The following is a 15,842-nucleotide window of genomic DNA, read 5'->3' on the forward strand; positions in this document are numbered from 1 at the left end:
GCGCCGGTGCGCGTGCCCGCTTTCCTGCGATCGTCGACCACGCGCTTCTTCGCGCTCGTGTTCGTGATCCAGCTGATCTCGGGCACCGCGCTGCTGATGTTCGTGCGCCACATCATCGCCGACGAGCTGGAGCGCACGTCGCGCACGCTGGTGACCGAACTGCACGACGACCTCGTCGCCGACTATAAGCAGGAAGGATTGTCCGGCCTGCGCCGGCTGATCTCGGAACGGCTGGGTTCCACCCCGGCGCGCGACGCCGCGGTGCTGCTCGACGATCCGGTCGGCAACCAGCTCGCCGGCAACATCGCGGACTGGCCGCCGATCGTGCCGTTCGATTCGGGCTGGCAGGTGGTGACGCTCTACCGGATGGGGCGCGACCACCCCGAACCGATGGGGATCATCGCGTCCAAGCTGCCCGACGGCACCCATCTGCTCGTCGGCCATGTGGTCGAGGGCGATCTGCGCGTTCGCGAGCTGACCGGCGAGGCGATGGCGGCGGCGCTGCTGCTCGCCGTGCCGCTGGCCTTGCTCGGCGCGATCGTGGCGACGCGGGTGATCACCGGCCGGGTCGAGCGCATCGCCGAAACCGCGCGCCGCGTCGGCATGGGCGATCTCTCGCTCCGCGTCCCGCACGATGCCGGGATGCACGATGCGTTCAGCGATCTTGCCGCGTCGATCAATCTCATGCTCGGCCGGATCGAGGCACTGGTCGCCGAACTGCGCGTGGTGACGGATAGCCTGGCGCACGATCTGCGCTCCCCTCTCACCCGGCTGAGCGCGACCGTGGAGCGGGCGCTGCGCGAAACCGATGACGAAGCCGCCATTTCGGCGCTGGAGCGGGTCGGATCGGAAGCCGGGACGCTGCTCGCCATGCTGTCCACCGCGCTGCAGATCAGCCGCGCCGAGGCCGGTATCGGGCGCGACCGTTTCGTCGCCACCGACATCGGCCAGATGATCGAGGATCTGGCCGAGGTCTATGGCCCGCTGGCCGAGGAGCGCGGCTTCCTCCTCTCCGCATCGGGAACCGCAGCAGGCGTGGTGCATCGCGAACTGATCGGGCAGGTGATCGCCAATCTGGTCGATAACGCGCTGAAATATGGCCGGGCAGGCGGCACCATCGCACTCTCGGCACGCCAGGATGAGGGCGCCGTGATCCTGTCCGTCACCGATGACGGCCCGGGCATTGCCGAGGCGCAGCGCGAGGAGGCGCTGCGCCGCTTCGGTCGGCTCGACCCGGCACGCAGCGCGAGCGGTGCCGGCCTCGGCCTTGCGCTGGCGGCGGCGGTGGCCCGGCTCCACGGCGGCACGATCACGCTGGGCGACAATGCGCCGGGCCTTTCGGTTCGGCTGACATTGCCGCAGGACACCGCCTGAACCGCCTGAACCGCCTGAACCGCCTTGTGGCCGGCGCCGGCGCACGGCGAGGCCAGTTCACCTCGTCAACGGCGCCGAAAGGCGATCTGCCCTAGCCGGCCGCGTCGACCCGGCCGGTGCGCTGAAGCTTGCCCCAGCCCACCCACGGCCCGGACAGCGCCGCCGATACCGCGCGCAGCACCACCGAATACATCAGCTGGCGGTAGACGAAGCGCTGGGCGAGCAGCAGATGCGCCGGATAAGGCTGGCGGCGCGGCTCCAGGCGGTAGGCGATCCAGCCGCACAGCAGATCGATGCTGGTGAAGGCGACCCAGTAGATGCCCATGCGCAGCACGTCCGAATGGGTCTGCGCCCAGCCATGCTGGTGGATCCGCACGATCGTGCCGAAAATGCTGATGACCAGCGCCAGATCGATGATCGGCGAGATCACCGCGAACACGATCTGGAACAGCCAGGCCTGCGGGATGCCGACCAGCGCGAGGCCGGCAGGCTTGCGCTCGCGCAGGATCGCGCCATGCTTCCACAGGCATTGCAGCGTGCCGAACGCCCAGCGGAAACGCTGCTTTGCGAGCGCGCGGAAGGTCTCCGGCGCCTCCGTCCAGGCCACCGCATCGACGTCGTAGGCGACCTCCCAGCCGACGCGCTGGATGGCGATGGTGAGATCCTGATCCTCGGCCAGCGTATCGACCGGATAGCCGCCGACCGCATCCAGCGCCGCGCGCCGCCATGCGCCGACCGCGCCCGGCACCACCGTGATCGCATCGAAGCGGGAGAGCGCGCGCCGCTCCAGATTCTGCGCGGTGACATATTCCACCGACTGCCAGCGGGTGACGAGATTGACCCGGTTGCCGACCTTGGCATTGCCGGCCACGGCGCCGATCTTCTCGTCGACGAACCAGCGCGCGAGGCGGGCGATGGTGGTCGTCTCGAACTGGGTGTCGGCATCGAGCGCGACGATCACGTCGCCGCTCGCCAACGCCATGCCGCTGTTCAACGCCACCGCCTTGCCGCCATTCTCCAGCGTCAGCAGCCGGACCCGCGCCTCGTCGGCAAAGGCGGTGCGGACGATCGCGCTGGTGTCGTCGGTCGATCCGTCGTCGATCACGATGATCTCGATGCGGACATCCTCGCTCGCCAGCACGCGGCGTATCGACGTCTCGATCACCTGCGCCTCGTTGAATGCCGGGATCAGCACCGAGACGAAGCGGGTCGGGTCGATCGCCGGCGGCGTCTCCTTGGACTGTTCGTGGCGGGACCACAGCGCCAGCCCCGCCATCAGCAGCGCCCGCATGATGCCGAGCGTGATCGCCACGAAGAACAGCCATTTCAGCACCGCGAGCAGGCCCGCCAGGAACAGGAACATGCCGACGTCGGCGCGCACCGCGATCAGATCCTTGCCGGCGATCGTCGGCATCACCTGATCGCGGTTCAGCCCGACCAGCTGGGAGACGGTGACGAACTTGTAGCCATGCGCCTTCAGCGTCTGAATGATGATCGGCAGCGCCTCCAGCGTCTCCTGGCGATCGCCGCCGGCATCGTGGAGGAGCATGATGTTGCCCGAATATTTGTCGTTGCTCGCGGCCACGCCCTTGAAGGCGTTGCGCAGGATCGTCTGCACGCCCGGCACCTGCCAGTCCTCGGTATCGACGTGGAGGCCGACATTGACGTAACCGTCATTCTGCGCGCGCAGCGCCGGGATGAGTTCGTCGTCCGTGGTGGGTTCGGCGTCGCCGAAATAGGGCAGTCGCAGCAGCCGGGTGCCGCGCCCGGTATAGGCCTCGATCAGCCGCTGGGTGGCGTTCAGTTCGATATTGGTGACGCGCAGGCTCGTCACCGCCATATTGGGATGGGTGTAGCTGTGGTTGCCGATCTCGTGGCCCTCAGCGATCTCGCGGTTGAGCAGGCCGGGATGGCCGACCGCATTCTCGCCGATCACGAAGAAGGTGGCCGGGACGCCCTCGCGCTTGAGGATGTCGAGGACGCGCGGCGTCCAATAGCCGTCCGGCCCGTCGTCGAAGGTCAGCGCGACATAGCCCGGCCGGTAGCCGACCTTGGTGACGACATAGGGCGTCGGCAGCGAATGATATTGCTCGCCCCGGATCAGGCCACGGGAGTCGGTGGTGATGCTGCGCTGGCCGGTGGTCGGCGTGTCGGTGACGCGCAGCACCTCGCCATTGCCCTCCACGTCGACATCGCCGACCGAATGCAGCGTCGAGAGGTCGGGCGGGAACTTGCTGGTCTGGAAGGCCTTCAGCGCGTCCCAAATGCCGGGATCCTCATAGCCCAGTCGCCACAGCGCAACCCCGGCGACACCCACCGCATCGGCGGCGCGCAGCTGGTTCCAGGCGCTCGCCGCGTCGAGCATCCAGACGGTATGGGGATCGCCATCGTCATCGGCGTAGGTGTAGGTGGAGTTGCCGCTCGCCGCGTCGAAACGGATTTGCGCCGCGCTGTCATGTGCGGCCAGCCACGCTTCCTCGACCGAGCTTTCCGCCGCCGGCCCCTTGCTGGGCCAGTCATAGGCATAGTTGCCGATCGCGACGATCGATTTGGCCATGCCGATCCGCGCCACGGCCGACCGCATCTGCTGGACGAACCACGCCTGGCTGGCGATCGGCCCGGGCGCGCTGTCATTCTCATGCTCATCATAGTCCATGATGAAGATGCGATCGGCGAAATGGGCGTAGGCCTTGAGGTTCCAGTCGGTATCGCCCACCGGCACCGTCAGCGTCACCAGCATGTTGCGCGGGCCGAAGCGGGCCTTGGCCTCGGCGATCAGGCGGAGATAGCCGGGCTGGGCGGCAGGCGCCAGCGACTCGAAATCGAAGACGACGCCATCGGCATGTTTGGCAACCAGCGCGGTGTCGAGCTGATCGAGAAACGCCTTGCGCGCCTTGGGATCGCGCAGCATCGCGGTGGTGCCGGCAACGTCCCACACGCCATTCTGCACATTCTGCACCATCGGCAGGATCTTGGGCCGGCTGGTGCCCATGCGGAGCACCGCATCGAGCACACGATCGGGGGTGACGACGACCTTGTGATCCTTGCCGGTCACGAAGATGAGATCGGGGACGAGCCAGTCGATCTGCCCGATGTGCCGCACCAGCGAGGCCTTGGAAGCATCGTCCCACGGCACGTAGAAACCGATCACCTGCTGCTGGACGCTCGACGCCGCCTTGCTGCTGCCGGGCAGCCAGCCGCCCAGCGCCCGCTTGAGCACACGCCCGACCTGCGCGATCTGCGCCGGCAGCGGGCGGGTCTGCGGATGCTCGATGCCGATATCCAGCGCATTGGGCTTGGGCACGTCGACGATGGTGAGCGCGAACACGCAGGCCGTAATGAACAGCGTCAGGATCAGCGCAAACACGGTACGCAGCGACCAGCGCTTGCGCTTACCGCTGGGATCGTAAAAAACCGGCGCTTTCATGCGTCTTCGACCACCATGTTATTTGTCATATCGGAAAACGGCGCCCGACTGGGAGTGGGTAGCCGAGCGCCGTTCCGTCATGCATCGGCGTGACAGGGTCCAGGCCCGCCGACACCCCAATTTCTATGCCGCACATGCCCACCAAGCCGTTGCGACGGAATGAACGATCGGTAATGTCGCCCACTTCCGCTCCTCCAGAACCGACCCGGCGAATCTAACGCTCCGGCACGGTCGTGGGAAGCCTATCAAAAGAATTAGGATTCGGCCGCCTGTCCACCGCAACGGGCCAGCGCGCCCCGCAGGCGCTCGGTCCATTCGGGGCGGCTGATCAGCAGGTCGGGCATATAGGGATCGGGCTGATTGTAGAGCAGCGGCTGGCCGTCGAGCCGGGTCGCGTTGAGGCCCGCCGCCAGCGCGATCGCGACCGGGGCGGCCGAATCCCATTCATATTGCCCGCCGGCATGGATGTAGCCGAGCGCATCGCCGCGCAGCAGCGCCATCGTCTTGGCGCCGGCCGAGCCCATCGGCTTCATCGCGAGGGCAAGCTGGGCGCAGGTCCGCGTCGCGACGTCCGGCGGGCGGGATCGGCTGACCATGACGCCAGGCTCGCCGTGCAGGGCGGCCAGCCGCACCGTATCCGAACGCCACAGCGTCGCCCGCGCCGGCTCCGCCACCGCGCCGACCACCGGCACGCCGTCGATCGCGAGGGCGACATGCACCGCCCAATCCTCGCGCCCTTCGGCATATTCGCGGGTGCCGTCGAGCGGATCGACGATCCACACCCGGCTTTTGTCCAGCCGCGCGCGATCATCGACGCTCTCTTCGGACAGCAGGCCGTCATCGGGTCGCTGGTGACGGATGGCGCGCACGAGGAACGCATTGGCGGTCTGGTCGCCCGCCTCGCCCAGCGCCTTGCCGGACAGCAGCTCGGATCGTCTCAGATCGAGGAGCAGGCGGCCCGCGAAATCCGCGAGCGCCGCGGCGAGATCGATGTCGTTCACCGCCGGGAAAATGGTGGCGGCGGCGCCGGAAAGCAACCGCGCCGGCTCACTTGACCGTTTCGCCGGGATCGACGCCCCACAGCTTCGCCTCCTCGACGAACCCGCCACGCCCCTTGACGTCGAACCGGCACCAGCCGTCCGCGCAGCGGGACAGGGTGCCGATCACGCCCGCCTCGGCCCGCCACAGCAGCTTGGCGCCGTCATGGGGGGCATCCAGCAGATCGACCGTGCCGCCCTTGATCATGCCAGTGCGCTGATCGGAGACGAGGTTGCCGATCATCCAGCCCTCGGCACCGTCGGGATCGCGGATCTTGCGCCAGCCGGGATAGACCTCGAGCACCTGCACCGGCAGGTTTTGCCGCTGGTAGAACCAGTTGACCGGATAGTTGCGCCCCGGCCCGGTGCGCATCCGGGCCTGGCTGGCGGACAGCGATGCCCAATAAGGGGTCTCGCGCTGCGGCGGCGGGGCAGCATGGGCCCATCCTCCGGAAAGGACCGCCACCAGCGCTATCCCCACTATCCCCTTCATCCGCTTCAGCCTTTTTCCGATCGCACGCATGTCGCAGCTCTAGGCTTGGAAAGAGGCGGCAACAAGGGTCGCCCCGGCGCTGGCCCCCGAAGCGCCCCCGCCTCGGCCCGCGTCAGGGCAATCCGGCGAGCCAATCGACCAGCAGGCGACGACCGGCCCGCGCGGCATCGGCGCCGAGCCGCGCATGATCGGCGCGGATCACATCCGCCGAGGTGCCGGCACCGAGGATATAATCGGCGTCCTCCTCGATCCAGCGGCCGATCCCGTCGTTCATGTCCCCCATTTCGGGATGGCATTGCAGCGCCAGCACCGTGGCGCCGAGCGCGAACGCCTGCGGGAAATATTCCGTCTCGGCAAGCAAGGTCGCGCCCGCCGGCACCGTGAAGCCATCGCCATGCCAGTGCAGGATCGGTACGCCCGCCAACGCCGCGAGCGGAGAGTGTCGCCCCGCCTCGCCGATCGAGACCGGCGCGAAGCCGACCTCGCGCACCGGCCCCGGCTTCACCTCGCCGCCCAGCGCCGCCGCGATCAGTTGCGCACCCAGGCAGATGCCCAAGGTCGGGCCACCGGCCATGATCCGCATCGCGATGCGGGCCAGTTCGCCCTCGATCCAGGGATGGGCGTCACGCTCATAGACGGCCATCGGGCCGCCCATCAGGATCAGCAGATCGGGATCGAGGAAATCGATCTCGGCGAAACCGCGATCGCCCGCGAACACGCGATCGATCGCATAGCCCCGGGCGGCCAGCGGCGCGCCGAACGCCGCCAGCCCCTCATGCGCGACATGATGGACGACGAGCGCCCGCATGCTGTGCTCCTCTGACCGATCAGTCGCCGGTCAGGATGCGATCGACCAGCTGCTTCACGCTCGGCACGAAGCCGTTCGAGTAGAACGGATCCTGCTTGAAGCGATAGGCGGCATGGCCGGCGAACATCAGATTCTGCTCGGTATCGCCGCCATGCGCGATGTCCTGCAGCGTCTTCTGGATGCAGAAGCTGCGCGGATCGGCGAGCCGCCCGGTCGAGTTCGTCTCGGTATCCGCCCAGGACGAGAAGCCGCACTGGCTGAGGCAGCCCATGCAATCGGCCTGGTCCTTGCGGACGATCTTCATCTCCTCGGGCGTGACGAAGACGAGCGTGTTGTCCGGCGTCTTGAGCGCGTTGACATAGCCCAGGCCATACCATTCGCGGGCGCGCAGCAGATCGCCGCGCGTCACCCAGAAGCTCTTGCCCTTGACGCCGACGTCGAGCTGGAACTGGTGATCCCCCGCCGCCTCGCCCGAAAAGGCGATCTGGCGCTCGGAGCGCGCCTCGAGATTGCGCAGGAAGGGATTGCGCACCGCCGACGAATAGAAACCGGTCGGCGAGAAGCGGTGGAGCAGGATGTCGCCCTCGTCGAGCGTCATCAGCCGCTGCTTCCACATGTCCGGGATCGGGCTTTCCTGCGTCAGTAGCGGCCGGGTGCCGAACTGGAAGGCGATGCTGCCGAGCTCCGGATTGTCGATCCAATTCTCCCACTCGCGCAGGAACCAGACATTGCCGGCCATCACGATCGGGGTGGAATCGGGGATGCCGCCCTCGCGCATGGTCTCGCGCAGCGCCTTCACCCGGGGATAGGGATCCTCGGGCTGCAGCGGGTCTTCGGCGTTGGACAGGCCGTTATGGCCGCCGGCCTTCCACGGATCCTCATACACCACCGCCGACAGCCAGTCGGCCGCCTTGTGATAGGCGCGCTTCCACAAGGCGCGGAAGGCGCGGCCCGAACTCACGATCGGCAGGTAGGAGACATTGTGGTGCGCCGCGATCTCGGACAGCTTGTAGGGCATGCCCGCGCCGCAGGTGACGCCGGAGACGAGGCCCTTGGTCCGCTCCAGCACGCCCTGGAGGACGCGCTGCGCGCCGCCCATTTCCCAGAGCACGTTGATGTTGATCGCGCCCTTGCCGGACGCGACATCATAAGCCCGCTTGACCTGCTCGACAGCGCCATCGACGGCATATTGGATCAGCTCCTCATGCCGCTCGCGGCGGGTGAGCGCCTTGTAGATCTGGGGGATGATCTTGCCGTCATGATCGTAGCTGTCGGCGTTCACCGCCGACACCGTCCCGATTCCGCCGGCCGCGGCCCACGCGCCCGAGCTCATGTGATTGGTAGCGGCAACGCCCTTGCCGCCCTCGACGAGCGGCCATACCTCGCGGCCGCCATACAGGATCGGCTGCAAACCTTTGAACAACATTCTTCTCCGTTCCGGAGCTGGGGACCCGACCCGCTCTTAGCAGGAACCATCGGCCTCTGCTAATCCTGCGTTAGGATAAGAGAAATGGATCAGGAGACCAGGGCCGGCCGGCCGATCGCCTCGCCATAAAGCGCAGCATAATCGGCGATCATCGCCGCCTCGCCATAACGCGACCAGGCGAGCGTGCGGTTGGCCGAACCCAGCCGGTGGCGGACATCGCGGTTCGCGACCAGCCGGCCGATCGCATCGGCGAAACCGGCGTCGTCGGCGACCGGGACGATGTAGCGCCGGTTCTCCTGCGAAACCATCGAGCGGACATCGCCGACATCGGTGGAGACCACCGGCAGGCCCGCCGCCATCGCCTCGATCAGTGAGATCGGGAATTGCTCGCTGTCGGACGCCAGGGCGAAGATGTCGAAATGGCCCACATAGCGCGACGGATCGGCGAGGAAGCCCGGCAACAGCAGGCGATCGGCCACGCCCTCGGACTGCGCGGTGGCGAGGATCGCGTCCCGCTCCGGCCCCTCGCCGACGATCACCAATCGCCCCCCCGCCCCCGATCGCGCGAAGCCACGGACGAGGCGCGGCAGATTCTTGACCGCGCGCAGGCCGGCCAGCGTGCCGACCACCACGTCGCCCGGCGCGCGGCGGAAACCGGGGATCGCATCGGCGGCAGGCACGCCGTAGCGCTCGAGCGGGATGCCGTTGGCGATGCGACGGATATGGCGCGCAGGCTGATGCCAGTCCCGCCGCGCGATCTTTTCCAGCCGCTCGGACGGGACGACCAGCCGATGCGCCGCGCCCAGCATCGCGCGGCGGAACAGCATGCGCGCCGGCTTCTGCCGCTCCCACTCGTCGGCGTTGAAGCCGTCCTCATGATGGACCAGCGGCGGCAACCGCATCATGCCGGCATAGAGGCGCCGGGCGGCGACGCCGTCCATCGCGCCCCAATTATAGCTCAGCACCAGATCGAAGCCGGCCATGTAGCGCGCCATGTGCCAGTAGCGGCGCGGACCGGGCCTGCCGATCAGCGACGGCGCCTCGCCCTCCCCCGGAAAGGTCACGGCGATCGCCGGATCGATCGCGTCGCGCGCGCCCAGGGCGCCCGGCACCGCGCTCAGCACGACATGCTCGGCGCGATCGCCGAAGGCGTTCATCAGCCGGACGGCACGCGCCTCCTTGCCGCCGAGCGCGAAGGTCGAATGCAGATGCAGGATACGGACGGGCATGATGCGCACGATCTATCACGCCAATCGTGAATTCCTGATGGACGGCCCAGGCTCAGCGCGCCGAACGGACGCGATCGAGCAGCCGGTCGATCGCCGCCACCGCTTCGGGCTCGTCCAGCGTCGGGGCGTGGCCGACATCGGGGACGGTCGTGAGGTCCAGCCCCGGCAGGCGCGACACCATCTCGTCCGCCAGCTTCGCCGAGAGCAGGTCGCTGCGGCCACCGCGCACCAGCGCGAGAGGGCGCCCCCGAAGCGCCGAGAACGCCGGCCACAGGTCCGGCGCGGGCGCATCCTCCGTGACCTGGCGGATCGGCTCGGCGATCCGCATGTCGTAATCGAACACGATCCGGCCTGCAGAGGTCAGCCGGCAGCGGCGCTTGGCGAGCAGCAGCCAGTCCTCCAGCATGTAGCGGGGGAAGACGTCGCGCTCGGTCTCGGCCAGCGCGCGGGCCGCATGGAGCCAGGTCGGCCAGCTCGCGCTCTTGCCGACATAGGAGCGGATGCGCGAAATGCCGGCCGGATCGATCACCGGGCCGATATCGTTGAGCAGCACGCCGGCCAGCCGCTCGGGCGTGGTCAGCGCCATCAGCATCGCGATCAGGCCGCCGAGCGAGGTGCCGAGCAGCACCGCCTTGTCGATCCCGAGCGCGACATAGAGCGCCCCGATGTCCAGCACATAGGTCGGCGGTGTGTAGCTCGCCGAGTCGGGCGACTGCGGGCTTTCGCCGCGCCCGCGCAGATCGACGCAGATCACCCGCCATTCCGGCGACAACCGCTCGGCCAGCGCCTCGAAATCGCGGGCATTGCGGGTCAGGCCGGGAATGCACAGGATCGGCGGGCGCCCGTCGGCCTTGGCGTCCGCGCCGCCGGGATAATCGCGATAATGCAGCTTGAGGCCGTCGGTCGATTGCCACCAGCCGTCCTCGTAGCGTTGCGATACCATGCTTGTCTCCGGGGTGTGGCGCGCCCCATATCGCGGCATGGACTTCTCCCCGCAAGCACGCATCCTCACCCTTGGCGACAGCTTTTACGATCGGGTGGCCCCGGCGGACTTTCCGAGCACGATCCTGCGCTTCCGCAACGATCGGGCGGCGGCCGAGATCGGGCTCGACCGAATGGACGATGCCGGGTGGATCGACCGCTTCGGCCGCTTCCGCGCCTTCGAGGGATCGCTGCCCGAACCGCTGGCGCTGCGCTATCACGGCCACCAGTTCCGCCACTACAACCCCGATATCGGCGATGGCCGCGGCTTCACCTACGCCCAGATGCGCGACGCATCGGGGCGGCTGATGGATCTCGGCACCAAGGGCAGCGGCCCGACCCCGTGGAGCCGTTCCGGCGATGGCCGGCTGACCCTGAAGGGCGGCGTCCGCGAGGTGCTCGCCACCGAGATGCTGGAGGCGCTCGGCGTGAACACGTCGCGCAGCTTCTCGCTGATCGAGACCGGCGAGGCGCTCCATCGCGGCGACGAGCCCTCGCCCACCCGATCCGCCGTGCTGGTGCGGCTGAGCCACGGCCATATCCGCATCGGCAGCTTCCAGCGCCTCGCGACGTTGCAGGACGATGCCGGGCTGGCGGCGCTGACCCGCTATGTGCTGGCCGAGCTTTATGGCGAAGCGCCGGGCGAACAACCGGCGCTCCAGCTCTACGCGCACGTCGTCGAGCGCACCGCGCGGCTGTCGGCCTCCTACATGGCGGCGGGATTCGTCCATGGCGTGCTCAACAGCGACAATATCAACGTCACCGGCGAGAGCTTCGATTACGGGCCGTGGCGCTGGACGCCCTATTGGGACGTGAATTTCACCGCCGCCTATTTCGATCATCAGGGCCTCTACGCCTTCGGCCGGCAGGCGCAGGCGATCCATTGGGACGTGGCGCAGCTCGCCATCGCGCTCTCCCGCATCTGCGACATCGAGGCGCTGGCGCCGATCCTCGATCGCTTTCCGGCGCTGTACGAAGCGGCGCTCGCCGCCGCCCTGCTCAAGCGGCTGGGCGTGATCCCGAAGGGCGAGGCCGAGGACATCGCGCTGGCCGATACCATGGTGCGCGCACTCCAGGCCGGGGCCGTCACCATCGATCGTTTCTTCTTCGATTGGCGCGGCGGCGCGCGGCGGAACGACGACCCGGCCTATCACCAACCCGCATTCGCGCCGTTCGTCAGCGCCGTCGCCGGCTATCGGGCCGCTGCGACCACCGATCACCCCTATTGGTCCGATGGCGCGCCGTGCGCGATGCATATCGAGGAGGTCGAGGCGATCTGGGCGCCGATCGCCGAATCCGACGACTGGTCCTTGTTCACCATGAAAGTCTCGGCGATCCGGCGGATGGGGGATGCGCTGTCTTGACCCCGACACGCAAACCCTGTTGTTGGCGCTTCCAAGAGGACAAGCGCGCGACATCATGTTGATTTCGACCGAGCCCGCCACCGGCGCCGTGATCTGGGAAGGAGCCGAAGGCGATGTCGGCGAGGAGGTCGGCGCTGCCCGCGGCGCCTGGGCCGAATGGGCCGCGCGCCCGCTCACCGTCCGCATCGAGACGCTGCGGCGGGTCGCCAATACGGTGCGCGCGCGCTCGGACGCCTTCGCCGATCTGATCGCCCGCGAGACCGGCAAGCCGCTGTGGGAAGCCCGCACCGAGGTCGAGGCGGTGATCGCCAAGGCCGATATCTCGGTGTCCAGCTATTCCGAACGCACCGCCTCCCGGAAACTGGAAGGACAGATGACCGCCCGCACCGCGCTGCGCCACAAGCCGCATGGCGTGCTGGCGGTGCTGGGGCCGTGCAACCTGCCCGCGCACCTGCCCAACGGCCACATCCTCCCCGCGCTGATGGCCGGCAATGCGGTGGTGTTCAAACCGTCCGAAAAGGCGCCGGCGACCGGCAAGTTCCTGGTCGAATGCTTCCATGGCGGCGGCGTGCCGCAGGGCGTGCTCCGCCTGCTGATCGGCGGCGCGGAGACCGGCAAGGCCTTGTCGAAACATCCCGGCATCGACGGGCTGCTGTTCACCGGATCGGCGCCGGTCGGCCTCTCGCTCCACCGCCAGTTCGCCGAGACCCCCAACAAGATCCTCGCCCTCGAAATGGGCGGCAACAACCCGCTGGTGGTTTGGGACACCCCGACCATCCACGCCGCCGCGATCATCGCCGTCCAGTCCGCCTTCATGACCGCGGGCCAGCGCTGCACCGCCGCCCGCCGCCTGATCGTCAAGGATGGCGCCCACGAACCTTTGCTCGACGAGATCGCCAAGATCATCGGCCGGCTGGTGATCGCCGAGCCGCATTCGAGCCCGGCCCCGTTCATGGGGCCGGTGATCGACAATGACGTGGCGGAATATCTCCAGGAGAAATGGCTCGATCTGATCATGGCCGGCGGCCGGGCGATCACCCATTTGCAGCGCCCGATCCCCGGCCGCCCCTTCCTCACCCCCGGCCTGATCGACGTGACCGGGATCGAGAAGCGCGCCGACGAGGAGCTGTTCGGCCCGATCCTCCAGGTGATCCGGGTGCCCGACTTCGATGCCGCGATCGCCGAGGCCAACGCCACCCGCTACGGCCTGTCCGCCTCGCTGATCACCGAGCAGCCGGCGCTGTACGAGCGCTTCTGGTCGAAGATCCGGGCCGGCGTCATCAACTGGAACCGGCCGACCAACGGTGCCCCCGCCAGAGCCCCGTTCGGCGGCATTGGCCTCTCCGGCAACCATCGGCCGAGCGCCTATTATGCCGCCGACTACTGCGCCTATCCGGTCGTTTCCGGGGAAACCGAACAGGCCCGCGCCTCGATCGGCGTCGGCCTGCGCGACGCATGAGGCACACCGCGATCCTCGCCCTGCTGCTGGTCGTCAGCTGCGCCAAGCCGAGCTTCTATCACGGGCCGAAATCCGATCATTTCAACGGCCGGCGGTTCTTCAACACCGATGGCGAGCAGGGCACCGGTGGCGACGAGAACAGGTCGCTCCCGCAATTGCTCGAAGGCAAGGTGATCGACCGGCACCGCATCTGGCCGGCCTCGGTGCCGGTGACGCCCAGGGTGCCGCCGCGCCAGGTGCAGGGCGAAACCATGCTGGTGACATGGATCGGCCATTCGTCGGTGCTGGTGCAGACGCAGGGTCTCAACATCCTGATCGATCCGGTCTGGGCGGATCGCGATTCGCCGGTGAAGGGCGTCGGCCCGCTGCGGGTTCGCGCGCCCGGTGTCCGCTATGCCGATCTGCCGCATATCGATCTGGTGCTGATCAGCCACGATCATTATGACCATATGGACGAGCATCTCCTCCGCCATTTGTGGCGGCGCGACCGGCCGCTGATCGTCACCGGGCTGGGCAACGACACGCGGCTGGCCAGCTGGGGCATCCCCTCGCAGGCGCGCGACTGGGGCGGCTCCGTCGCCATCCGGCCCGGCATCGCCGTCATCCTCGATCGCGCCCATCACTGGAGCGCGCGATCGACCGACGACAAGAACATGACCTTGTGGACCGGCTTCACCATCACCCTGCCCGGCGGCAATATCTATTATGCCGGCGACACCGGCCCCGGCGACATGAAATGGGCGATCGAAGCGGCGAAACGCGGCCCCGTCCGCTTCGCGATCCTGCCGATCGGCGCGATCCATGCCAGCGGCACGATCAGCGGCAACCATATCGGCCCGGCGCAGGCGGTGCAGGCGTTCCAGCAGCTCCATGCCGGCCGCGCGCTCGGCGTCCATTGGGGCACCTTCGAACTGACCGACGAGCCGATCGACCTGCCCCCCAACCTGCTGCGCCAGTCCCTCGCCGCCGCGCATATTCCGCCCGATCGCTTCCGGGTGCTGGAGGCCGGCGGGCAATGGTCGATCCCGCCCCTCGCCCCAAGCTCTTCTAGCCTCGCCCCAAGATAGCGTCGGTTGCGATGCGGCACGCACAGGCCCATCTGCATCGCATCATGGCATCCTTGCTCGATCCTGCAGCGCGTGGGCGCGTCATCCTCGTCGGAGCCGGCCCGGGCGATCCCGGCCTGCTGACGATCAAGGCGGTGGACGCGCTGCGCCAGGCCGATGTCGTCGTCCATGACGGGCTGATCGATCCGGCGGTACTCGATCATGCTCCGGCCCATGCCCAGCGCATCTCGGTCGCCAAGCAGCGCGCGCGGCACACGCTGCCGCAGGAGGCGATCAACGCGCTGATCATCGCGCATGTCCGCGCCGGATCGATCGTCGTGCGGCTCAAGGGCGGCGATCCGTTCGTGTTCGGGCGCGGCGGCGAGGAGGTCGAGGCGGTGCGCGCAGCAGGCCTGCCCGTCGAGGTGATCCCCGGCGTCTCGGCCGCGCTTGGTGGCGCGGCGGAGGCGATGCTGCCGCTCACCCATCGCGACTGGTCGAGCGCGGTCAGCTTCGTCGCCGGCCAGTGCAAGCCTGTCCTGAGCGACGCCGCAGGCGGCGTCGAAGGGGGGCTGAGCGAGCAGGACTGGTCGGGTCTTGCCGGTAAGGGCCGCACGTTGGTGATCTACATGGGCGTCGCCAATGCCGCCGCCATCGCCGACAAGCTGATGGCCGATGGCGTCGATCCGGGCCTGCCGGTCGCGGTGATCGAGAAGGCGACGCTGCCCGGCCACCGGGCGATCCGCACCTTGCTGGCGGATCTCGGCGACATGGTGGCGCGTGAAAAAGTGCAGAGCCCGGCGATCATCGTCGCGGGCGAGGTGGTGCTGCTGTCGGATGCCGAGAACCGGCTCCAGACGCTGGCCAAACAGGCGGAGAGTTTTGCGTGAAGATCGCGGCATGAAGATCGCTACGGGCAATGATCTGGCGACGGGCGACGTCGTCTGGTGGGACGGCGAAGGCTGGAGCCGCCATGTCGAGGACGCCATCGACGTGGGCGAGGCCGGCGCGGCGCTGATCGCGCGCGAGGAAGCCGCGCGCCGCGTCAACGTGCCCTATGTGATCGATGCGGAACCGACCGCCGGCGGCCCTCGCCCGGCCCATATCAAGGACCGCATCCGCGCGCTCGGCCCCACCGTGCGCGCCGACCTCAACCGCGTGGCGATCGATCCCGCATCGGGAAGCTGGGTGATCTGAC

At 68.2% G+C, this 15,842-nt stretch carries 13 protein-coding genes; 6 read left to right on the forward strand and 7 right to left on the reverse strand.

Annotated features, from left to right (window positions below; genetic code table 11):
• Positions 1-6: 6 nt before the first annotated feature.
• Positions 7-1,374: a sensor histidine kinase gene (locus PBT88_RS18130; protein ID WP_270076701.1), complete on the forward strand. Its 1,368-nt coding sequence runs from the start codon at positions 7-9 to the stop codon at positions 1,372-1,374.
• A gap of 91 nt (positions 1,375-1,465) precedes the next feature.
• On the opposite strand, the gene PBT88_RS18135 is transcribed toward PBT88_RS18130, so the two are convergent.
• From PBT88_RS18135 to PBT88_RS18165, 7 genes are all read right to left on the reverse strand, one after another.
• Positions 1,466-4,801: a glycosyltransferase gene (locus PBT88_RS18135; protein ID WP_270076702.1), complete on the reverse strand. Its 3,336-nt coding sequence runs from the start codon at positions 4,799-4,801 to the stop codon at positions 1,466-1,468.
• A 254-nt stretch (positions 4,802-5,055) separates the two neighbouring features.
• Positions 5,056-5,838, reverse strand: coding sequence for a 3'(2'),5'-bisphosphate nucleotidase CysQ (locus PBT88_RS18140; protein ID WP_270076703.1), 783 nt, complete (start codon positions 5,836-5,838; stop codon positions 5,056-5,058).
• 10 nt (positions 5,839-5,848) lie between these two features.
• Positions 5,849-6,304: an SH3 domain-containing protein gene (locus PBT88_RS18145; RefSeq protein WP_326521556.1), complete on the reverse strand. Its 456-nt coding sequence runs from the start codon at positions 6,302-6,304 to the stop codon at positions 5,849-5,851.
• Positions 6,305-6,443: 139 nt separating this feature from the next.
• The gene (locus PBT88_RS18150; RefSeq protein ID WP_270076705.1) at positions 6,444-7,139 is read right to left on the reverse strand and encodes a glutamine amidotransferase; all 696 of its coding nucleotides are present in this window, start codon (positions 7,137-7,139) and stop codon (positions 6,444-6,446) included.
• 19 nt (positions 7,140-7,158) lie between these two features.
• On the reverse strand, positions 7,159-8,562 hold the full coding sequence (locus PBT88_RS18155) for an NAD(P)H-dependent flavin oxidoreductase (protein ID WP_270076706.1): 1,404 nt from the start codon (positions 8,560-8,562) through the stop codon (positions 7,159-7,161).
• 92 nt (positions 8,563-8,654) lie between these two features.
• The gene (locus PBT88_RS18160) at positions 8,655-9,794 is read right to left on the reverse strand and encodes a glycosyltransferase (protein ID WP_270076707.1); all 1,140 of its coding nucleotides are present in this window, start codon (positions 9,792-9,794) and stop codon (positions 8,655-8,657) included.
• A 52-nt stretch (positions 9,795-9,846) separates the two neighbouring features.
• A complete protein-coding gene (locus PBT88_RS18165; protein ID WP_270076708.1) occupies positions 9,847-10,737 on the reverse strand; it encodes an alpha/beta fold hydrolase in 891 nt (296 codons plus the stop codon).
• Between PBT88_RS18165 and PBT88_RS18170 the strand changes: the two genes are divergently transcribed.
• The 5 genes from PBT88_RS18170 to PBT88_RS18190 are packed head-to-tail and all read left to right on the forward strand — an operon-like array spanning position 10,736 to position 15,841.
• Positions 10,736-12,139, forward strand: coding sequence for a protein adenylyltransferase SelO family protein (locus PBT88_RS18170; protein WP_407696474.1), 1,404 nt, complete (start codon positions 10,736-10,738; stop codon positions 12,137-12,139). The two genes, PBT88_RS18165 and PBT88_RS18170, sit on opposite strands and share 2 nt — an antisense overlap.
• 55 nt (positions 12,140-12,194) lie before the next feature.
• The gene (gene astD / locus PBT88_RS18175; protein ID WP_270076709.1) at positions 12,195-13,598 is read left to right on the forward strand and encodes a succinylglutamate-semialdehyde dehydrogenase; all 1,404 of its coding nucleotides are present in this window, start codon (positions 12,195-12,197) and stop codon (positions 13,596-13,598) included.
• A complete protein-coding gene (locus PBT88_RS18180; protein ID WP_270076710.1) occupies positions 13,595-14,665 on the forward strand; it encodes an MBL fold metallo-hydrolase in 1,071 nt (356 codons plus the stop codon). Before astD ends, PBT88_RS18180 begins: the two co-directional genes overlap by 4 nt.
• Positions 14,666-14,709: 44 nt before the next feature.
• Positions 14,710-15,534, forward strand: coding sequence for a uroporphyrinogen-III C-methyltransferase (gene cobA, locus PBT88_RS18185; RefSeq protein ID WP_270079313.1), 825 nt, complete (start codon positions 14,710-14,712; stop codon positions 15,532-15,534).
• Between the two features lie 10 nt (positions 15,535-15,544).
• Positions 15,545-15,841 carry a DUF2849 domain-containing protein gene (locus PBT88_RS18190; RefSeq protein ID WP_270076711.1) on the forward strand — a complete coding sequence of 99 codons (297 nt, stop codon included), beginning with the start codon at positions 15,545-15,547 and terminating at the stop codon, positions 15,839-15,841.
• Position 15,842 lies beyond the last annotated feature (1 nt).

The organism is Sphingomonas abietis (assembly GCF_027625475.1).
In the GTDB taxonomy this organism is placed as follows: Bacteria; Pseudomonadota; Alphaproteobacteria; order Sphingomonadales; family Sphingomonadaceae; genus Solisphingomonas; species Solisphingomonas abietis.